This window comes from Novacetimonas sp. GS1 (assembly GCF_036686925.1).
Lineage (GTDB): Bacteria > Pseudomonadota > Alphaproteobacteria > Acetobacterales > Acetobacteraceae > Novacetimonas > Novacetimonas hansenii.
Genome location: NZ_VSZP01000001.1, coordinates 646,311 through 668,219, shown reverse-complemented (window position 1 = coordinate 668,219; position 21,909 = coordinate 646,311). Strand labels below are relative to the sequence as shown.

Genomic DNA, 21,909 nt, shown 5'->3' with positions numbered 1-21,909 from the left:
ATAATGCAAAGGTGCCGATAGATCATCTCCTGCCTTTTCACTCAGGAGAATCCCAGGTGCCACCCAAGTTGATCCGCAGTGGTCGTATTGCCCTTGGCCTGTTCTGCTCTGCCATTGCGCTGTCCGTTGCCCATGCCCAGACAGTACAGACCCCCACGGCAGAGAAGAAGTCCACCCGCACCCCCCACAAGACCAACGCAACATCAAAAAAGGAAAAAGGCGAGTTCTCCACATCGAATGTGGAACAGATCATGGCGACGTCCCGACGCACCCGTTCGGAACAGAGCGTCAACCACACCCAGTTGCAGCGCATCCTGCCCGGCATCAACCCGGTCAAGGCGCTTGAGATTCTTCCTGGTGTTGTCTTTGAAAATGCGGACCCATGGGGCAACAACGAACAGAATTCGTCGTTGTACATCCACGGCTTCAACCAGAACCAGCTTGGCTTTACCCTTGATGGTGTCCCGTTGGGCGATCAGTCCTATGGCAACTATAACGGCCTGTCACCACAGCGTGCGGCGTTGAGCGAAAACATCGCTTCCGCCTCGGTCGCGACGGGCGCGGGTGCGCTGGGCACTGCATCGACATCCAACCTTGGCGGTTCGCTGCAATTCACGACGCAGGACCCGATGCACAAGGCAGGCGGGCAGATTTCGCAGACATTCGGCAGTTGGTCGACATTCCGTACCTTTGCACGTGTTGACACCGGCGATTTCGGCAACGGCAACTCGGCCTATTTCTCGTGGGCGCGGCAGGATGCACGGGCATGGGATTTCGCGGGACACCAGGGCGGCAACCAGGTGAACGCCAAGTTCGTCCATCAGGGGTCCAAGGACAAGGTCACGGCCTTCTTCGACTGGTCAGACAAGACCGAACCCAACGAAGACGGCATCGTCGAACCCGCTGGCGGCAGCATGTATGTGCGCCCGTTCCTGTATCCGAACCTGAAGGAAGCGGTGAACTATTATAACGGTTCCGCCGCCTACAAGGCCGCGGGCAACAATTATCGCAATTACTATTCCGATGCACAGCGCGAGGATTTCCTGGCGTATGTGAAATGGACACATGATTTCACGTCCAACCTGCATTGGGACAACCAGATCTATTACCATCACGACATGGGCGAAGGCGTCGTCGCAGGCCCGATCAGCGCCGCCGGCCTGCCGACCCTGTTCAGCGCCTATTTCCCCAACGATTCCTCCTCCCAGCTTTCGGACGTGTTCGGCGGTTCGGGCATGGCGACGCGCACGACGGAATACTGGGACAACCGGGGCGGCATCATGTCCACCCTGCATTACAAGGTCGGCCACCACAATATTGAACTGGGTGGCTGGTACGAACGCAACGACAATACGCAGGCCCGGCGCTGGTACGCATTCAATATCGACAATCCCACCAGCCCGTATGACCGGCAGCAGAACCCGCTGATCCATCAATATACCAACCTGTTCTATACCAACACCATCACGACCCACCTGCAGGATAGCTGGCAGATCACCAAGAATTTCATGCTCAGCGCCGGGTTCAAGTCGGAACTGGTCTATACCGATGGCACCCTGCCGGTCGCGGCCCTGCCGGGATCGCTGTCGCCTTCGACCGCGCGCACCATCCCCGGTGGCAACGTCAATACGGTCAAACCCTTCCTGCCCGCATTCGGTGCGTTGTGGAACATCACGCCGCATGAACAGTGGTTTGCAAACATCCAGGAGAACATGCGTTCTTTCCAGGATACCGGTTATGGAAATGCCAGCCCGTGGGGCATGACCAGCCAGGCCGCGTTCGAGGATTTCAAGAAGCACGGCAAGGTCGAAACCGCATGGACATATGAAACCGGCCTGCGCACCAACCGCCATGTCCACCTTGGTCCACTGACGAACATCAGCGGACAGCTTGAATATTACCACGTGCATTATTCAAACCGCCTGCTGTCGGTCGCGTCCTCGCCTTATAACAGCAACGTGTCCTACATCATCGGCAGTGCAAGCATCCTGACCAATGTGGGATCGGTCACTACCGACGGCATGGATTTTTCCATGACGGCACAGTTCGGGCCGCATTTCTCCTTCTATAATGCGCTTTCGTATAACAAGTCGGTCTATAACGACAATTACGTGACCGGGACGACAGTTGTGCCGACGGCGGGCAAGAATGTCGCGGGCATCCCGAACTGGACCGAAAAATTCGTGGCCTCCACCAACTGGGGCGATTTCTATGGGCAGTTCGTCGGCGACGTGATCGGGCGGCGGTACACCACCTTCACCAATGACCTGTCGGCCAAGGCCTATGCCCTGTTCAGCATCAATGCCGGATACACCATCCGCAACATCCCGCATGTGCAGGGCCTGAAGATCCAGGGCAACATCACCAACCTGACGGGCACACGTGGGTGGTCCACCCTGAACACCAATAATGCAAGTGGCCAGTACACAGCCTTCCCGATTGCACCGCGCATGTTCTTCCTGACGGTCGGGGCAAGTTTCTGATCGGCAGGACGGGATTTCAGAAAGTTTTCGGGGGCCGCATCGCATGACAGGATGCGTCCCCTTCGACTGTCTGAATTTAAAAAGTCCCTGGTGAATGTTTTAAAAGCCACAAACAAATGTCATATTTTTTCAAAAATGTGACAATCAGGGACTTTCACTGTTTCCAGCCAGACCTTTTCAAAAAACGCCTGTCCCGATAACACGGGGCAGGCGTTTTCCTTGACGGGCCATCGCGTTTTAGAGATTGTTTGAAAACAAATTATTGATGAAAAACGAGAAAAGTTTTTGGATGCCGACTTTTTCAAAAAATCTGGGTTTTCCGAAGCTTTTTGAAAAAATCTTCACCAAAAACTTTTATGATTTCATGATCTTGTCGGACTTACCTTTTCAAACAGTCTCCCGGCGCTGCGGAACCTGAGCAGCGGTGTGACAATCCTGCACCAACGGGTCATGGGCCAGACTCTGCCCTTGAAGGCCCCCCCCCACTCACACCGCAAATGTCATGGGCGTCTTTGCCGTCGCCACACCATATTCGATATCGGAGCGCCCTCACTCTACCAAGATAGAATGAGCCAAGCGCACTGACACATTGGCCCTTCGGCCAGATATGCAGCATGGTCGGTGTGTCATCTTCCAGCTCTACTGGCGGCGATCAACCTCCAGCATAGGTTACTGTCGCACCGGTCCGCACTGGTGGAAACTCTGGAAACGAAAGACGGGCGGATATAACCGCGCGCCGTGACTGACCCCGATTATGGCCGCCCCTGTCCGTGGGATGTTTCCGGGTCGTCTCCTGACGGCGCATGGCATTTCCTCAACGCTGACCTGTCGCTTCGACCGTGCGAGATGCCACGCGCCTTTTCATACCCTTCATGCACGCTAACATCGCACATGCCTGCCCCTTCCTGCACCGGGGCGGCATAGGTTCACTATCAGCACCGCAAGACCACAGAATGCCGCCCCCTATTCCCCCAATAAGGCTGGCTGGGATGGGTGATAGAACAGCAGCGGCGTAGCTTGGCAATGATGGCGGGACCATAATCCTGTGCCGCAAAAATGCTGAAACGCGGACGGTACTTATGGCGTGGGGCCTGCCATCACGGCATGCGGTCACGGGGAACATTCAATAAGATGTATAATTTTCACATCTTTTATAATGCTGGAAAAAGATGTTCATGTTGCATACCTATCGACCCATGCGCCTGACCCTGCATACTGATTATGCCCTCAGAACATTGATTTATCTGGGAATCCATACGGACCGCCTGACCTCCATCCACGAGATCGCGCAGGCCTATGGCATTTCGGAAAATCATCTGATCAAGATCATTCACCGTCTTGGCCGTGGTGGCTTTGTGGAGACCCTGCGTGGCCGCAGGGGGGGATTGCGCCTTGGTCGCCCCGCGCATGATATCCTGATCGGTGATGTCGTACGTTATACCGAGGAAGACCTCGGCCTTGTAAGCTGCATGCAGGCCCCTGCCGAAGGGGTGCGGCCCTGCCTTCTGGTGGGGGGATGTTCCCTGCGCGGCATCCTGAACGAGGCGCTGGGGTCATTCATGAGTGTACTCGACAGCTATACACTGGAACAGGCCATCACGGCGCATGAACGCCGCCTGCTCGACGCGCCGCCGCCGACCACGCCCTGACGCCCTGACGCCCTGACGCCCTGACGCCCTGACGCCCTTCGCACATCCTCACGCCACATACCATCACCACGGTGCGGTGAATGTCCATATCCCCCTTGCCACATCATGCCACTGGCACATCATGCCCCTGCCACACATAAACCGCGTGACAGGGACACCGTGATGGTGGGGAACAGGGAGGGGGGTGTCAGCCCCCGGCGTTCTTCTTGCGCCGCCCGCGCGGTGCCGCGGTTTGCGGTTCCTCCGGCATGGGCGCCGCACCGGCATGGGCGGAAGCGGGAACCGTGCGCCCCAGTCCGCTTTGCTGCGCCAGGGCGGAACGTTTCGCCGCGTAATTGGGCGCGGTCATCGGATAATGCGACGGCAGGCCCCATTTTTCACGATACTGCTCCGGCGTCATGCCATAGGCCCGGTCAAGATGCCGCTTGAGCATCTTGAGCTTCTTCCCGTCTTCAAGGCAGATGATATAATCGGGGAAGACGGATTTCTTGATTGGCACGGCGGGTTGCAACGGTTCCGCCTTTTCCTGCCCTTCGCCGCCTGTGGCGCCGAGTGCGGCGAAAACGTTGCGGATCAGGTCCGGCACACGTTCGGGCGGCAGGCTGTTATTGATCATGTAAGCTGACACGATATCCGTTGTCAGGGACATGAGTTCAGGGGTCTGGATGTGTTTTTTATCCAATTTCTCACCATTCATGCAGAAAATATCAGAATAATATCACCGTTTGCATTGATAATAATCCCATGCGGCGCACTACGCAATTGTTGTCTTCCGGCGCTGTTGGTTCCTGTATATATGCATCACCTGAATTATTTATAGATCATCAGGATAATTTATACATGATTGCATCGACACGATCATGATTTCATCCATACGGCACCATACCGTGTCTCATGGCCGAATATTTTATGTATTTATCGCAATGGGTACCTGAAAAGTTCCCCCATTTATTGCCTGTCATCATCACGTTTTGCCCGCATATCTGAACATGTGCGTTTTTTTCTTCGCACCGGCCTGTCCAGAAATTCTTCTGCCCTGTCACCATGCACCGCCGCCCCTGCATCGCCCGTCCGTCGGCAATATCATAAAATCATAAAATTTCTGGTAAATACTCGTCTGAAAAATCATTACAAAGACCATGAATTCCTGAAAAAATGACCTTTCGTGCCATTCATTACTTCTGTCGGGGCTGTTTACGGATATCCCTCCCTTGCACCATCCCCTGACATGACGGCGGCGTTGCACCGTGGCGGACGGTCATGCACCCTATTGCGCGCATGGCTGCCGACGTGACAGATGGCGCCGTATCCATGGGCAGGCCATGGACACTGTTCCGTCCACACTGCGCGCCCGGCCATGGGATGGGACATGTTATGGATCGTAAACCCCTGATGGAAAACCGATACCGGATTCCCTCGCTTGCGGCGCTCAATGCGTTCGTGGCGTTCGCCCGCACCGGGGCCATCCGCCGGGCGGCGGCAGAACTGCGGATCGACCATGCCGCCGTCAGCCGGCACCTGCGCGATCTTGAACACGCACTTGGCGTGCCGTTGCGCACCGGCCAGGGCGGCCTGACCCCACAGGCCGAAATCTATTGCGCGCGGATCATCCCCCTGCTGGAGGGACTGGCCCATGCCACGGCGGACATGCGCCAGGATATTGCGCACCTGACTGTCACCTGTTCGCATGGCTTTGCCTATCACTGGCTGCTGCCGCGCCTGTCGGTCTTTCGCCGCGACCATCCATGCATCGACCTGTTACTGCGTCCCGTCGATGCCGATACCGGATTTGATCCCCGCCATGGCACTGGCGCCCTGCATGCCGACATCCGGTACATGACCGATGAACCGCAAGGACCGGAATACAGGGGGCCGGAACGCAACATGCGCTGCATGGAAATTACCCGCCCGGCGGTCTTTCCCGTGGCAAGCCCGCGCTGCCTTGCGCGCCTGTCCCACCCGCCCCGCACGGCGGCGGATCTGCTGGACGCCCCCCTGCTGCTGGAGGATGACGAGACGGAGTGGAAATTATGGTTCGCGGCCCAATCGGTGCAGATCGGCACGGTGCCCGCGGCGGGACGGCTGTGGCAGGCGCATCTTGCTCTGGCGGCCGCACGGGCGGGGGAGGGCATCGCGCTGGGCAATCCTTACCTGTTGGCGGAGGACCTGCGGGCGGGACTGTTATGCCCCGTCACCACGACGGCAACACCCCTGCGCCGGGTCGCGCTGGGGTCATATGTGCTGCGTGCGCCGGCACATGTGTGGGAAGGCACGGCCCTGCGCCTGCTGCGCACGTGGCTGTCCGCTCAGGTGGCGATCTATGAAGGGGAGTTGCAGGCGAGGGCACATCCCGGCCCCGAAACCTGACGGGTGTTAAAAAACAACCTGTTCACAGGAACAAAAGACACCTTCCGGGAAGGTCTGTTTCCAACGGGGGTCGCCTTTATCGCGCCGTCTGGCATGGCGCGTCATGCAGGGGGGATTGCCCCATTGCGCCGGTCGCGCGCGCCTTCCTCCGCCGGGGGCAGCCACAGCGTGCATGATGTGCCCTCCCCCTCCCGGCTTTCGATCTGCAGGCGGCCACCGTGGCGGTCCACGATATGCTTGACGATCGCAAGGCCCAGCCCCGTGCCCTGCTGCACCTGTCCCGGCACGCGATAAAACTGCTCTGTCACCCGGGGCAGGTAACGCGCGGGAATGCCGGGGCCGTTGTCACGCACGCACACGACCACGCCCCCACCGCACGGCCACGGCGCGTGCGGGCCGCCATCCCGCCCGGTCGCGTTCGCCACGGTGACATCCACCCGCGCCCTGCGCCCCGCGACACCGGGGGCATAGCGGATGGCGTTCCCCACCAGATTCAGCATGACCTGCACGATCTGGTCCCCATCGGCCATGACCGGCATGATGTCGGGCGCCACATCCAGCGCACAGGTAATGTCCGCGCCCTCCAGCAGGGGGCGGGCCTCGTCCATGGCGCGGGCGACGACGGGGGCGACATCGATGCGCGTGCGCGGGCGCTGATGTTCGACCATCTGCACCCGCGACAGGTACGACAGCCGGTCCAGCAGGCGCAGCATGCGTTCGGCCTGCCCCGCCATGATGCCAAGGAAGCGCGTCCGCGCAGGCGCATCATTGGCGGCAGGGCCACGCAGGGTTTCAATGAAGCCCGACAGCGCGGCCAGCGGCGTACGCAGTTCATGGCTGGCATGGGCGACGAAATCGCCGCGCATACGGTCCAGCGCATCCTGTCCCGTCCGATCCTCCAGCAGGGCAACGACAACCCCGCGCCCCCCCGGTGCCGAAGGCGCGATCCGCCGCAGCAGCACGCGCACGACCCGGCGCACCGGCACATCAAGCGTGACGGTCGTTTCCGCCGTGGTCGAAAGCTGTTCCAGCACCTGTTGCGTCGCGGGATGGCGCACGATCGCGCCCAGCGTATCGCCAAACATGTCACGTGCGGAGGTGGAGGCATGGGCCAGGTCGCCACGCGGGCCAAAGACGATGCACGCGCCGGGCAGCAGGTCAAGCATATGCGGCAGCGTCGCCAGCGGATCGACCTGCGACGCCGTCGCCGCACGGTCCATAAGGGTGGAGGACGCCGGCACCACCGCATCCGCATCCCTGCCGTGCGCCGTGCTGGCGCGTGATACGCCGTCCCCATGGCGATACCACCGCATGCCCCGCACCACCATGGCGCGCGTCAGGGCATACCCCCCGCCGCCCAGCGCGATCCCCGCCAGCAGGTCATGCATGGGCGCGCGCCCTGCGGGGCGGGGCCGCCATCAGGGCGTCACGTCACCGGACATGTCGTCAAGGGCATAACCGCTGGCCCGGACCGTGCGGATCAGGTCCGGCAAATCCCCTTCGTTCAGGATACGGCGCAGGCGGCGGATATGGACATCGACCGTGCGCGATTCCACATGCACCCCACGTTCCCAGACCGAACGCAGCAGGTCTTCGCGCGAGAAGACGCGGTTGGGATTGCGCATGAAGAATTCCAGCAAACGATATTCCGTCGGGCCGGGGGCCAGCACACGCCCCGCACGCGTTACGCGGTGGCTGACGGGATCAAGCACGACATCGACAAAGCGCAGCACCGCCGTCGCATCGGCCTGTGCCTGGACACCTCCGGCCCCGGCATTCAGCACGCTGCGCCGCAAAAGCGCACGCACGCGGGCGTTGAGCGCCTCCATCCCGCAGGGTTTCGTCAGGTAATCATCCGCGCCGGTGTCCAGCGCATGCACGCTGTCGCTTTCGGCGGTGCGCGCCGTCAGCATCAGCACGGGCATGTCACACATGGCCCCGCCACGCGCGCGCAGCCTGCGGCACAGATCCACACCCGACAGGCCCGGCAGCATCCAGTCCAGCACAAGCAGGTCGGGCTGCCACGATCCCACCTGTTCCAGCGCATCCAGCCCGTCGGCCACGGCGCGGACTTCGTATCCCGCCGCCTCCAGATTATAGGTGACAAGGACGGACAGCGCCTCGTCATCCTCCGCCACGAGGATTTTCGCACGGGGGTCCGTGCCGGGGTCGGTGGCCGGGGTGGAAGTCGACAGCGACGTCACTGCGTGTCATCCCCCGGCACAAGGTCGGCAATCGCAGCGGGACCTGAAAAACCGCCACGCGGGCGCACGACCGGCAGGATATCGCCCGTCACGGTATAATACACGCGCTCGGCAATATTGGTGGCGTGGTCGCCGATGCGTTCAAGGTTCTTGGCGATGAACAGCAGATGCGTGCAGGGCCCGATATTGCGCGGGTCCTCCATCATATATGTCACCAGTTCGCGGAACATCGCGGTATAGAGTTCATCGACGGCCGTATCTGACTGCCACACCTCATACGCCTTTTCGGGGTCGCGCTGCGTCATGGCGTCGATCGCGCGGCGCAGGTTGTCCTGCACCAGCCGTCCCATGCCGCGCAGCCCGCTGAGGGAGACGCGCGTGCCCAGCAGTTCGGTGCGCAGCGAACGCCGCGCGACCGACGCCGCGCAGTCGCCGATACGTTCCATGTCCCCCGTGATCTTGAGCGCGGAGACCACCTCGCGCAGGTCGCCCGCCACGGGGGAGCGCAGGGCAAGGATGCGGATGACCATCGCCTCTACATCGCGTTCAAGGACATCGACCTGCGGGTCGAGTTCCGGGGCGGCGGCGGCGGCATTTTCGTCATGGTCCACCACGGCGGCGACCGCCTGCGATGTCTGGCGTTCCACCAGCCCGCCCATACGAACCATCATGGCCCGCAGCCGTTCAAGTTCCTGTTCGAAACTGCTGACGATATGTGTGGATTCCTGTCCCATCAGCCCCTGTCCCATTTCCGCGTCCGCCATGCGCCCGATCGGTACTGCGCATATTTCACCATGATTTCAGGGCTTACGGACCTGATCGAAGGTATATTATATCGCCTGCGCATTTCTTCCAAGGTGGAAAGCCGGGGACGGCGCTATTGTCATATTTCTGAAACATCAACATTTTCAAACGTTTTTTGCCAAGGAAACCGCCCTCCATGATCCCCCGCGCCCTTTCCCCGCGCCGCCCGGCGGGCACCTGCGCCATGCCACGCCATGTGCTGGCCGCCGTGATGGTCGTGATGGGGGGGACGAACGGCACCACATGGGCGGCCACCCTCACCCCCGTCCCCTCCCCTCCCGGCGGGCCGTCACCTGCCCATGCGGCAGGGCCGCGCACACGCCATCTGGCCGCCTCCACCGCGCCCGCAACCACAGATGTGCGTACATCCGCGACCACGCCCGCACTCACACACGAACACATTTCCGTAACCCAGGCACACCCACACGGCCACCAGCCCGGCGGCGGCCTGCTGCGGGAGGAAAAGGCCCCGAAATCCGTCAGCACCATCGGCACGGATTTCATGGACAAGCAGGCCCCTTCGGCCACGGCGTTCGACATGGTCGCGATGTTGCCCGGGGCCAATGTCGCGACATCCGACCCGCTTGGCTTCTCGCCACAAACGAACATCAACGTGCGCGGCATGGGCGGGGATTCGATCGGCTACCTGCTCGAAGGGATGCCGCTGAACGACATTGCCTATTATAACGGCTATCCGGGACAGTTCGCGGATACGGAGAATTACCAGACCGTCTCCCTTGCCCAGGGGGCGGCAGATCTTGATGCCCCTGTGCTCAACGCGGCGGGCGGACTGATGGAAATGACGTTCCGCGACCCGGCCGAACATGCGGGCGGATATGCCGACGTGTCGTATGGGTCATACAACACCAACCGCGAATTCCTGCGGCTGGAGACGGGAACCCTTGGCCATACCGGCATCCGGGGCTTTGTCTCCTACTCCCACGGCTATACCGACAACTGGCGCGGGGTGGGGCATGACGAACGCCAGCATATAGATTTCAAGTTCCTGCGCGACTGGGGCAATGACAACCGCATCTCCCTCATCGGGACATGGAACACGATGGTCGCCAGCTACTATCCGCTGGTGGACAAGGCGGACTGGAAACAGTCGGGGCCATTTGGGGCGGCGAACAACCTTGCACGCACCTATGACCCCAATGACGCGGCGGGCGGGGCGGATTACGCGCCGCTGTACCGGCAGCCCGAACGCATCTTTTATGTCGCCGCCCCTTCGCACTTCAACCTGACACACGGGCTGCGGCTGAAGATGACGCCCTATGCGCAATGGAGTTATGGCAACGACCCGTCGGGCACGACGCTGGCGGATGCCGGGATGTACGCCGAAGGGCAGGCAACACCACGCGGCGTTCCCGGCGTGGATGATCTGGTGCGCGCGAACTGGACGCAGAACAGCTATCGCGCCGGGGTCAACGCCACCCTGGACTGGCACATCGCCAACCATGACCTGGTACTGGGCGCATGGTACGATTATTCCGACGACAATGAAAAACAGCCCTTCACCGCCGTCAGTGCGAATGGCACCGCCGCCGATATCTGGGTGGACCGTATCAGCCGCACCATCCTTACACCCGACGGGCGGCAGCTACAGGCAGGTGGTTTCCATTCCATCGCGCAGACCAACGCCCTGTATGCGGGGGACCGGATGACGTTCCTGCACAGGCGCCTGCACCTTGAGGTCGGGTTCAAGGACGTGATGCTCGACCGGCATGGCAGCACGACCGACGCCGCGTGGAACCAGACCAACGTGAGCAGCAACACATCCATTCCCCTGCCGCGCATGGCCATCAGTTACCAGATCACGCCACGCCATCAGGTGTTCTTCAACACCACGACCAGTTTCCGCACCCCCGATGAATCCGCGCTGTTCACCACCTACAGCCCGATTACCGGCGCACTCGACCCCAGCAGGGTAAAGAACCAGTATTCCGTGTCGGAGGAGCTGGGCTACCGCTATTCCGGGACGTGGCTGATGGGGGGGGTCACGCTGTTCAACTATGACTTCACCAACCGCGAGATCCAGACCACCATCGACGTGAACAACGCGACCGTGGCCTCCACCCTCAATGGCGGGGGACAGACGACGCGCGGCGTGGATGTGGAGGTCGGGACCCATCCGTGGCACCACTGGAGCCCTTATCTGTCGGGGGAATACCTGCACGCCACCATCGACAATGACATTTCCGCCAATGGCGACCTGCTGCCTACGCGCGGCCTTACGGCGGTCAACAGCCCCACACTTCAGGCGTCTGCGGGCCTCAGCTATGATGACGGGCATTTCTTTGGCATGGCGAGCGTCAAATATGTCGGCCACCAGTATGCGACCTTCATGAATGACGAACGCCTGTCGGACCATACCACCGGCAACCTTGCATTCGGATACCGCATGGACAGCCATTATTTCCTGTCACGTCCCGAATTTCGCATGAACTTCATCAACATCACCAACCAGCATTACCTGTCCGGTGTCGCCGCCCCCACCTTCAACGCCCGCGACACCACGGGCGTGCATGGCACCACCATCGCGGGGCAGGCGCCGACCTATTACGTGGGCGGCGGGCTTGCGGTCCTGTTTACGGCCTCGACCGGATTCTGAACGCATCTTTGGAACGGACGACGTGATGGAAGAACAGGAGAGCGCCTGAAAACAAACCGTTGATAAACAATAGAAAAAGATTTTTTGGTGTCGCCTTTCGATCGCAACAAGGCGATGTCTTCCGAAGCTTTTTGAAAAAAGCTTCACCAAAAACTTTTACGATTTCACGATCTTGTCGGACTTACCTTTTCAAACAGTCTCTTGGCAGGCTGTCGGGTTGGGAGCCAGAATGGACATTACTCATAACGTATGAAAATATATTTCTGTTTTTGTGTTGTAAATTCTATTATTTTTGTAATTTCAAAAATATTTCTGCGTAAAAAATCCCAATCCGGCAGCCTGCCAAGAAAATGGACAATACCAGACGTTAGTATATTGTTTGACATTCGATGTCCTGCAAAGATCTTTGGGAAAATATTTACTAAAATTTTATCATTCCCGCAGATTACGGCTTTAAATTTTAAAAACGTCCTTTCAGGATTTTCCCGAAAAACCCTGCAAAATATTGCATTTTTGAACGAGGTCGGCGACAGCCAGAGACTTCTATTCTTTTCTCAACAGCCTTCCGGCATCCGTTGCCGGACGCGGGCACAACAGCAGCACGCCCACCCCGGCCGCCACGAAGGCACAGGCCGGGATTGCCAGGAACCCGATCCCGATCCCTGCACGCGCCCCCGCCGCCTGTGCATGATCGCCCGCCACCAGCCCATATCCTGCCAGCAGCCACGCCAGCATGCTGCCCCCACCATCAAAAGCCAGTTTCGACGCCGTGGAGTTGAGCGCCCATGCCAGCCCCGCCGTACGCACGCCGCTGGTGCGGGCGCCCTGCTCCACATATTCCGCCAGCAGTGCGAAGCAGGCCGGATTGCACAGGCCAAGGCACAGGCCAAACAGGCACATCGCCACCACCGTTACCGGCCATGATGGCGGGCACATCCATGCCAGCGCCAGCCACGTCCCGCACAGGCACGTCCCCACCCCCATCAGGCGCCGGTTGCCGCACCGCCGGGCAAGGGCCGCGCCACATACGCTGCCGCACAGGCCCAGCACATTCATCGCGCCCAGTATCCAGCCCGCGTCATGGTCACTGCCGCCAAGCACGAAGCGCACGTAATAAACCAGCGCACCAAACATGAAGGTCGATCCCAGCATGACGAGGATCATCGCCCCCGTCAGGCGCAACCACCCGCCATTGCGCAAAAGCGCACGCGCCAACACGCGCACGGGCTGCCGGTCGCGGTGCGCGCGGGCGCGTTCGTGGCACAGCGTGGCCACAAGCCCCAGCAGGGCGGCGACCACCACCGCAACCATGACCATGAACAGCATGAAACCATGCCGCCGGTCGCCATGGCCCAGCCAGTCCACGGCAGGCAGTGTCAGCACCGCAATCAGCAGCGTACCGCACCCTGCCCCCACCATGCGCGCGCTGGCAAGGCGCAGGCGGATGGCGGGATCATCCGAAATCAGGCTGGTCAGCGCGCCATAGGCTGTGTTGGACACGCTATAGGTCACGCACAGGCCCATATAGGTGAGACAGGCCCAGACATAACGTGCAATCCCCCCCGGGCCGCCAAACGGCACAAAGGTCAGCACGATCATGGCGGCAAACGGCAAAAGCCCGATACGCAACAGCGGCAGCGCCTGACGTCCCGCCGGGCGCCGGTCGATCACCACCCCCACCACCGGGTCGGCCACGATGCTGATGGCGCGCGCGCACAGCAGGATCACCGCCACACAGGCCGGTGGGAACAGGCAGATGTCGGTATAGAAATATTCCAGGTAGCTGAGCATCAGCCCCCAGATGATGTTGAACGCCAGGTCCCCCGCGCCGAACGCCAGCAGTTCACGTCGGCCAAACGCGGGCGTTCGCGCCGCATCCGCCATGGCAGGGGAAAGGGGAAGGAGCTGCACCACACCGTCTCTGCTTCAGCAAGGTATCAGCATGGCATGCTTCCCCCCACCCGTCGATCCTCCTTACCCGCGTGTGCCGAAACACTGCGCATCGGTGGGAAAGCGGCGGTTACGCACGTCATCGGCATAACGGCTGGCGGCGTCCTCGATCACGGACCCCACCTCGGCATAGCGCCGGACGAAGCGGGGGGTGAAATCCCCGAACGCCCCGACCAGATCATCCACCACCAGCACCTGTCCGTCGCAGGCCACCGAGGCCCCGATGCCGATGGTCGGCACCGAAAGTTCACGCGTAATGGCGCGCGCCACGGGTTCGACCGTGCCCTCGATCACAATGGCGAACGCCCCGGCTGCGGCAATGGCGTGGGCATCTGCCGTGACCTTCGCCGCCTGAAGCGCATCACGCCCCTGCGTACGGAAACCGCCCGTGGCGTTGACCGCCTGCGGCATCAGCCCGATATGCCCGCATACCGGCACACCGCGCTGTGTCAGGAAACGCACCGTGTCCGCCATTTCCGCACCCCCTTCAAGCTTCACCGCACCGCAGCCCGTCTCTGCCATGATGCGTGCGGCATTGCGGAATGCCTGCGCAGGGGATTCCTGGTACGATCCGAACGGCATGTCCACCACCACCAGCGCACGCTGCGACCCGCGCATGACCGCGGCGCCATGGGCGATCATCATATCCATCGTAACGCCAACCGTACTCGGCAGGCCATAGACCACCATGCCCAGGGAATCCCCCACCAGCATGACATCCACATGCGCATCAAGCCGCTGCGCCATGGATGCGGTATAGGCCGTCAGCCATACGCCCGGCACCTCGCCCTTGGTCACGTCACGGATGGTACGGCGACGTGTCTGTGTGGTGGTACTCAATCAAGCCTCCTGCCAAAGGGGCGCAAGGAAACCCGGCAGGGCCCGCGCCACTGCACCCGGATATCGCAGCACGAACGTCCTTGTAAACATACGCGAAAACATACGGGCGATGGCAGGGGGCGGGGGCAGGAGGCGGGAGCGGTCGCGCGGGGACAAGCGCCAAGGCTTTCGAATCCCCATGCGAATCCCCATGGCACGTTCCCGTCCCCCATGACGGGATGGCGTCATCGACATCCCCGATGCAGATATGTCCGAGATACCCTGAATAAAGCGACCCGGCCCCCAGCAGCGCCCTTCCCCCAAGGCCCTTTCGCGGTTTTGTCCCTGCCCGACCTCCATGCACAGGGCCACGGCCATGACCACGGCGGGGAAACGCATGACCGCCCCCCCTGACGCACCTGCCTTTTGCCGGACATGGCCTCTGCGCCTTGCCGGTGCGCGGAGGGTGAAATATGTGATAACCGGACATGCGATCCGCGCCAGTCGGCAGTCCGGGCCTTTGGTCGGAACTATGATCAGGGCAAGCGCCCGGAACAGCCGCGCCGCATATCCGGTGCAGGCAGGTCCATGCCCCGCACACCCGCCGCGTGCGGGAAATGACCCGGACACACAACGCCATCGCACAGGGCGCAGAAGGCAGGACGCAGGACGCAGGACGCAGGACGCAACGGTGCCTTCACCTGTCATTTCATGAAAGGACACGACATTGGGACTGGGACGCACCGACATCTGGCGCACAGGGATCATCCATGCCCCCATGACGCAGGTACTGCGCGATGGCGTGGGCGCGCATCCGGTTACATGGATCGACAATCCTGGCCCATTCCGCTTTATCGCCGACCCGTTTGGCATCTGGCGGGGCGACCGCCTGTATGTCTTTGCAGAAGCATATGATTACCGCGTGAAGATCGGGCGCATCGACGTGTTCGTGTTCAACCGCGCGCTGACGCTGCTGGAACATTGCCCGGTTCTGGTCGAACCGTGGCACCTGTCCTATCCCGTGATCGTGCCCGACATGGACGGCACAATTTACATGATGCCCGAATCCGGCCGTTCGGGACGACAGACCCTGTACCGCGCCACCGATTTTCCCTATCGCTGGGAACTGGTGGAGATGTTCGAATTCCCCGGTGCCGCCGTCGATGCCTCCCCCATTTTCCATGACGGACGGTGGTGGATATTCCACGCCCCATGGGGCAATTCCCCCATCGACCGTATCAGTGAACTGCACGTTGCATGGGCCGAACGCCTGATGGGGCCATGGCATCCGCATCCGGGCAATCCCGTGCGCCGCGACATCCGCAGCACCCGCCCCGGCGGCACCCCCATCATGACGGATAACGGGCTGGTACTGCCAACGCAGGAATGCGCCGCCACCTATGGCGGGGCGATCACGCCACTGCATATCACCACCCTGACACCCCAGCGATTCGAGGCCAGGGCCGCGCCGTCCCTGCACGCGCCCGCGGCCTTCGCCCCGTTTACTGACGGGTTGCATACGCTGTCGGCCGCAGGGGATGTGACGCTGTTTGACGCCAAACATACCGATCCCTCCATCGTGCGACGCGCGCTGGTTGATCTTGACCGCCTGCTGCTACGTCGCAGATCATGACCCTGCATTCATGAATACATTGATATGTAATAATAAAGACGTTGCCTTTTCCCCGGACAGGGCAACATCTTATCGCAGCATATGGGACAACGCCGCCCCCAGAACATTTATAATTTCAGCATGTTACTGACACTGTCTTTTACCGGCTTTTACCAGCGCCGTTTTTGTTTAAAGACCGTTTGAAAACAACTCATTGTCCAGAAAATGAAAACATTTTCAGGCGTGACCTGGGTCTTTGTGCAAATACCATGTCTTCCAAAGCTTCGTGGAAAATATCTCCCAAAAAAACTTCATTATTCCATAGGGTTATTGGAATGGACTCTTTATGTAGCCCTTAAACCGCCCCCATGATGCAACAGTTGCCCATACCCGAAGTAGAAATGTCAGGGAGCGGATATTTTTTCCCAATACCGCGACCATGACAGTGGTATATCTATTCCCGGACAGAAAAAGTCAGTGCCTCCTGACCTGATATATTATATCCAATTCATTGGAAATATACCCATCTCGGTCACGCCATGTTTCGCACGGGATACGTCACATTACACAGACATCATGAAAGATCGTGCTGTCTGCATCGACATCTGGCAGGCATGCCCTGACCAACCGCCATTCCCGTGTCAGGTGGAAAGTGCGACCTGTCCTATTTTTAACTTGATGTTAAGAACTGTTATCAATAAATATAGGCAGGCATCCTCCGCAACGGGGTTCCCCCCGTCCGGTTGCTGGCCGCGACGCCATCCGTCGCGCACCTATGTCCCCGGCATCCATACGTCAGGCCATGCCTGCACGCGGGATGCCGCATCAACCGCACACCATACCCACACCATCGCGGGCCATGGCTTCATACCAACCATGCGCCCCGCCAACTCGGCTACTGACCCTCCCTGCCCGCCGGACCAGACCCCATGGGCCAAGAAGGATCTTATGATGCGCGAAACCCACTGCACCCGGGCCGCCTGGCACCTGACCCATTCACGTCCGGAAATGCTGGTTGACTATTTCAACCCGTGGACGCCGATGTCACGGCAGGTCAGCATGCTGACACACCGTTTCAGCGTGGTTGCTGCCCTGTGCGAACAGGTTGGCGCGGATGACGAACTGGTGGTGTTGCGCAATGCACTGGCCTTTCACCTGCTGCGTGCGGCAACCTGGTGGCGCATCGACTTTGCCGCGCCACGCGTCGCAGGCATGCCCACCACGCGTTTCATGGCCCATATCCATGCCCATATCGACCGCGTGGCCGAAGATGAAAGCCTGTTTGACGTCCTGACATGGCAACATCACATGCGCCGTGGCGATATGTCGCATGTCATGGTGCTGGGCACCGACCCGCTGTGCCGGGGGGGGACGTCCATCCTGTACGGGCTTGACGGGCAAAGGCGCTTTCGCTTTGCCCTGCGCGAGGATGGCGCAGGCAGGGGCGTGGCATGGAATGCGACGGCGCACGGGGATTTCGTATCCACCTGCCTGGACGCACGCGCGCGCCACAGCATGGTCGAAACCCGTAACGAGGCATTGGGCGAATGGGAAGACGCACGCATCGAACATGCACGCGCGGCGAAATACCACATGCTGCATTTCCGGCAGGATACCTCACGCCCGGTCATCGACCGCTATATCGAGGTTCTGGGCGAAATGACGCGCTGCCGTTCGCGCTTTGGCCGGTTTGAATTTGGCAACATCCTGAACCACATTGCCTTCCTGCTGGTGCGCGCGGCGCATGAACGGCAGGTGTCCGTCGCCAGTGTCCTGCGTGAAGGCACGGCGCAACCGATCAACCTACGCGTGGCCAACAGCATCAAGAAACGTGCCCGCGCCTATGTCGCACACGGGGTGGACCCGTTATTGCAGGATGGACTTGATACGATGCTTGATAGTGTGGTTTCGGGATATTCACTGTCCGGACAGGTGCAGGAATCCGAATAAAGGCACAGGGTATCGCCTCTTTTCAAAAGGACGATACCCCGCGAAACCTTCTGGAAAAAAGACCCTGCCGCAACCGCCCATAACGGGCGGCCCCGGCGGGGCCGTCATCTGCATTATCAGGGCGTCTGGCGCGGTGCGCTGGCGCCGGGTGCCTGCGTCACGGTGGCGGACGGGGCGATGACGCGGTTCATCACCTCGAACGACACGGCGTCGGTCACGGTGACGTCAACGGTATCCCCCACCTTCAGGGTATTCAGGAAACCCTGCATCGCCTTTTCCCCGATCACTTCCGTGCGGGTGATCTCGTCAGCGTCCTCAAACGTGATCTGGTGCTTGGCGGGGTCCACCGCCAGCACATGCACCCGTTCGCGGCGGTTCGACACCAGCATGCCATGCGGGTGCAACCCGGCATATCCCTTGGCCGAGGTAATGGTCGATTCCGGCGGCTGCGTACCGGGCGGGACGATGGACGCGGCGATCGTCTTGAAGAAACGGATGTTGATCTTGTCACCTGCCTGCAGGCGCGGGACATTGCGGGCCTCGGGCGGGACGCGCACGGTCACGAGATCACCTGTGTGGTCACGCAACAGCACTGTTCCCGTCTCGTGATCCACGCTTTCCACCGTTGCGGAGGACACCTGATTCCCCACGATAACCGACGTGTCGGCCTGTGCGGGATGCGGGGCGGCGACCGTCGCCATCACGCCAAGCGACAGCGCCGCAAGGCCGGGAACAAAAGCGGACGACACATAGCGCGCGACCGCCGGGATCTTGATTTTCATATGGCTCTTTTCCGTCCAGAATCCAGGTTCTTGTAAATGCCTGCCTTCCCCACCATAGAGGCGGGCCAAGGTCTTGATCCAATACCGTATCGTACCGACATAAGGGTTAAGACGCTGTTTGAAAAGTCTGCCTGAAAAACATCACGCATTCACAACCAGGGCTTTTTGCGGCGCTTTTTTCAGGAAGCCCCGCAAAAGACGTCGCATTTTTTGGGGAAAGATGACGTCTGGAGAATTTTTTCTTTTTCTGTCAACAGGTTGTTTCCAAACAGCCCCCGGAACACATCATCCAGGACAACCCCCATGACGGGTGGGGTGCTTCCTCCTTGCTGGCGTGCAAACGTCAGGCATGGCGCCCGGTTCAGTGCGCATCCCGCAAGGCAGCCCCGAGGCGGACGCGGGGGGTGCCTTTTCGCACGACATTTTTTACCATGACCCGTATATTCCACCCAACAGCAGGAGATCCGACCCGATGCCGCTTGCCAAAAGCAGACGCCCGGCCCATCGCCGCGTACCCACCGCGCGCCCGTCGCGGGTAAAGGGGGACATGCGCCGTCTGCTGGACATGCTGTGTGCGTTGCATGGGTCGATCCACCGTGGCGCGCGCGATGCGGGGTCGCTGGTGCGGTGCGCGGTACAGGCGCAACCCGACCTTGGCCTGCCGGACAAGGCCCTGCCCGCCATGATCCGCCGCGACGGCGACGCCCCCCCCACCGCGACCGAATGGAAACGTCTGGGCCATGCCCTGGAAGAGGCACGCGACGCGCAGGCAGGGCATGGCGGCTACCTTGATGCATGGCTGTCGGAACTGCGTCGCGCGACGGGTCTGGACGATGCGGCGACCGATATCCTTGGCCTTGCGATGTGCTATCGCCTCAATGGCCATTTCGAGCAGTTGTGGGACGACCTGTGTGAAAACCGCTCCCGCGGGCCATTCCTGTGCGAGGACATCTCGCTGCTGCACATGCTGCTCAACCGTGCGGAAATGGAAATCGCCGCCGCCCTCGCCCCAGAGGGACAGTTACGCATGAGCGGGCTTATGAGCGTGGACGAAGATGGCGACATCACGCTGCTGCCGCGCCTGATGGCGTTGATGAACCGGCGCGCGCGCGTGGTGGGCGACATCCGTTCCCTCCTGCTGGGACAGCCACGCGGGGCAAGCCTGCCGTGGGAGGCGTTCGCCCATCTTGGCGAACAGGGCGAAATCGCGGCCAAGGTGCTGGCTGCCGCCGTGCGCGACCATGCGCCGGGCATCAACATCTTGCTGTATGGCCCCCCCGGCACGGGCAAGACCGAATTCGCGGCAACCCTTGCGGCACAGATCGGTGCGACACTGTATCCGGTGGGCGAGGCCGACAGCAGCGGCGACGAACCCTCCCGCCATGAACGGCTGGCGGACCTGCGGTGCAGCACGCGCCTGTTACGCAACACATCCTCCGTCCTGCTGTTTGACGAGGCGGAAGACCTGTTCACCACCGGCCTGTTCGAGGCCCCGCAATCCTACAGCCGCGTGTTCTTTCACCGGTTGCTGGAACAGGGGGGAACGCCGGTGATCTGGACGGCCAACGATCTGGAAATGCTTGGCCCCGCCATCGCGCGGCGCATGTCGCTGTGTATCGAAATGCGCCAGCCCGGCGTCGCGGTGCGTGCGCGCCTGTGGCAGGACATGGCGCAGGAGGAACAGGTGCCCCTGACGCCCGATACCGCCGCCCTTCTGGCGCGCGCCATTCCCGCCCCGCCTGCGATCCTGCGCAATGCGCTGCGTTCGACCCGTCTGGCGGGTGGGGATTCCACCATGGTCTGCACCATCGCCACCGGCATCACGCAGGCCGCGTCGGCAGGGCGGGTGGTGATGCCGCCGCCGGGCGGGGATGCGCCGTATGACGCCTCTTTGGTCAATGCCGACAGTGACCTTGCGGGGCTGGCGGCGCGCCTGTCGCGGCCGGGCGCACCGCGCGCGGTGTCACTGCTGCTGTCGGGGCCACCGGGAACGGGTAAAAGCGCATATGCCCGCTACCTTGCGGATATGATGGAGCTTCCGGTCCTGCAAAAACGCGCCTCCGACCTGCTGGACAAATATGTGGGACAAAGCGAACAGAAGATCGCCGCCGCCTTTGCCGAAGCACGCGACACCGGCTCCTTCCTGATTTTCGACGAGGTGGACAGCCTGCTTGGCGATCGCCGCGCGGCCGAACGTAATTGGGAGGTCAGTCAGGTGAACGAAATGCTGACATGGATGGAAAGCCACCCGCTGCCGTTCGTATGCACCACCAACCTTGCCACCCGCCTTGACCCGGCCAGCATGCGCCGCTTCCTGTTGCGCGCACGTTTCGACTATCTCACGCCACAACAGGCACGCCATGCGTTTGAACGGTTCTTTGACCTGCCCGCGCCCGAGGGGCTGAACCGGCTGCGCACGCTCACCCCCTCGGACTTTGCCCTGGTGGTGCGCAGGCAGGCCCTGCTGGACGTGCCTGCGACGCCGCAGGCGATGCTTGACCTGCTGGTGGCGGAAACCAGGGGGCGCGAAGGCAGCCAGACCATCGGGTTTTCGATGTAGGAACGCAGGGGTTGGGGCAGGTGCAGGCGCTGCGGCCCCCGCGCCCCACCAAATGGAGTACCCTTTGCGCCCCACGATCAGGGAGGTTGCGGGACAAAAAATCCCGGCATCACCG

14 protein-coding genes and 1 pseudogene are annotated in these 21,909 nt (G+C 61.1%); 8 read left to right on the top strand and 7 right to left on the bottom strand.

Annotation, left to right across the window (positions count from 1 at the left end; translation table 11 throughout):
* Nucleotides 1-56 precede the first annotated feature (56 nt).
* From FYB92_RS03005 to FYB92_RS02995, 3 genes and pseudogenes are all read left to right on the top strand, one after another.
* On the top strand, nucleotides 57-2,483 hold the full coding sequence (locus tag FYB92_RS03005) for a TonB-dependent receptor (protein WP_117129671.1): 2,427 nt from the start codon (nucleotides 57-59) through the stop codon (nucleotides 2,481-2,483).
* Nucleotides 2,484-3,049: 566 nt separating this feature from the next.
* Nucleotides 3,050-3,209 (top strand): annotated as a pseudogene (locus tag FYB92_RS03000) (DUF932 domain-containing protein); the annotation flags it as partial.
* Between the two features lie 443 nt (nucleotides 3,210-3,652).
* Nucleotides 3,653-4,132, top strand: coding sequence for an Rrf2 family transcriptional regulator (locus FYB92_RS02995; RefSeq protein WP_003621483.1), 480 nt, complete (start codon nucleotides 3,653-3,655; stop codon nucleotides 4,130-4,132).
* Between the two features lie 187 nt (nucleotides 4,133-4,319).
* Here FYB92_RS02995 and FYB92_RS02990 read toward each other — a convergent pair whose 3' ends face one another.
* Nucleotides 4,320-4,781 carry a MucR family transcriptional regulator gene (locus tag FYB92_RS02990; RefSeq protein ID WP_062810038.1) on the bottom strand — a complete coding sequence of 154 codons (462 nt, stop codon included), beginning with the start codon at nucleotides 4,779-4,781 and terminating at the stop codon, nucleotides 4,320-4,322.
* Between the two features lie 743 nt (nucleotides 4,782-5,524).
* On the opposite strand from FYB92_RS02990, the gene FYB92_RS02985 reads away from it, so the two are divergent.
* Nucleotides 5,525-6,499 (top strand): LysR substrate-binding domain-containing protein, encoded by a 975-nt coding sequence (locus FYB92_RS02985; protein ID WP_332828963.1) that lies wholly within the window; start codon nucleotides 5,525-5,527, stop codon nucleotides 6,497-6,499.
* Between the two features lie 101 nt (nucleotides 6,500-6,600).
* On the opposite strand, the gene FYB92_RS02980 is transcribed toward FYB92_RS02985, so the two are convergent.
* The 3 genes from FYB92_RS02980 to phoU are packed head-to-tail and all read right to left on the bottom strand — an operon-like array spanning nucleotide 6,601 to nucleotide 9,437.
* Nucleotides 6,601-7,887 carry an ATP-binding protein gene (locus FYB92_RS02980; RefSeq protein WP_332828145.1) on the bottom strand — a complete coding sequence of 429 codons (1,287 nt, stop codon included), beginning with the start codon at nucleotides 7,885-7,887 and terminating at the stop codon, nucleotides 6,601-6,603.
* Between the two features lie 30 nt (nucleotides 7,888-7,917).
* Nucleotides 7,918-8,703 (bottom strand): response regulator, encoded by a 786-nt coding sequence (locus FYB92_RS02975; protein ID WP_003621473.1) that lies wholly within the window; start codon nucleotides 8,701-8,703, stop codon nucleotides 7,918-7,920.
* Nucleotides 8,700-9,437, bottom strand: a complete 738-nt coding sequence (gene phoU, locus FYB92_RS02970; RefSeq protein ID WP_050772135.1) for a phosphate signaling complex protein PhoU — start codon at nucleotides 9,435-9,437, stop codon at nucleotides 8,700-8,702. The genes FYB92_RS02975 and phoU overlap by 4 nt, the downstream gene beginning before the upstream one ends.
* A 206-nt stretch (nucleotides 9,438-9,643) precedes the next feature.
* Here phoU and FYB92_RS02965 point away from each other — a divergent pair, with 206 nt between their 5' ends.
* Entirely contained in the window at nucleotides 9,644-12,121 is a 2,478-nt protein-coding gene (locus FYB92_RS02965; RefSeq protein WP_332828144.1) for a TonB-dependent receptor domain-containing protein, read from the top strand.
* 543 nt (nucleotides 12,122-12,664) lie between these two features.
* Here FYB92_RS02965 and FYB92_RS02960 read toward each other — a convergent pair.
* Both FYB92_RS02960 and panB read right to left on the bottom strand, forming a co-directional pair.
* Entirely contained in the window at nucleotides 12,665-14,032 is a 1,368-nt protein-coding gene (locus FYB92_RS02960; protein WP_225578742.1) for an MFS transporter, read from the bottom strand.
* Between the two features lie 63 nt (nucleotides 14,033-14,095).
* Nucleotides 14,096-14,911 carry a 3-methyl-2-oxobutanoate hydroxymethyltransferase gene (gene panB, locus FYB92_RS02955; RefSeq protein WP_003621464.1) on the bottom strand — a complete coding sequence of 272 codons (816 nt, stop codon included), beginning with the start codon at nucleotides 14,909-14,911 and terminating at the stop codon, nucleotides 14,096-14,098.
* 706 nt (nucleotides 14,912-15,617) lie between these two features.
* On the opposite strand from panB, the gene FYB92_RS02950 reads away from it, so the two are divergent.
* Complete coding sequence (locus tag FYB92_RS02950) at nucleotides 15,618-16,523, top strand: formyl transferase (protein WP_040510996.1); 906 nt, start codon at nucleotides 15,618-15,620, stop codon at nucleotides 16,521-16,523.
* A 657-nt stretch (nucleotides 16,524-17,180) separates the two neighbouring features.
* Nucleotides 17,181-18,452, top strand: coding sequence for a hypothetical protein (locus tag FYB92_RS02945; RefSeq protein ID WP_371861423.1), 1,272 nt, complete (start codon nucleotides 17,181-17,183; stop codon nucleotides 18,450-18,452).
* Between the two features lie 116 nt (nucleotides 18,453-18,568).
* Here the strand turns inward: FYB92_RS02945 and FYB92_RS02940 are convergent, their stop codons facing one another.
* Nucleotides 18,569-19,234: a hypothetical protein gene (locus FYB92_RS02940; RefSeq protein WP_003621458.1), complete on the bottom strand. Its 666-nt coding sequence runs from the start codon at nucleotides 19,232-19,234 to the stop codon at nucleotides 18,569-18,571.
* Nucleotides 19,235-19,706: 472 nt separating this feature from the next.
* Here FYB92_RS02940 and FYB92_RS02935 point away from each other — a divergent pair, with 472 nt between their 5' ends.
* On the top strand, nucleotides 19,707-21,794 hold the full coding sequence (locus FYB92_RS02935) for an AAA family ATPase (protein WP_332828143.1): 2,088 nt from the start codon (nucleotides 19,707-19,709) through the stop codon (nucleotides 21,792-21,794).
* Nucleotides 21,795-21,909: the final 115 nt, after the last annotated feature.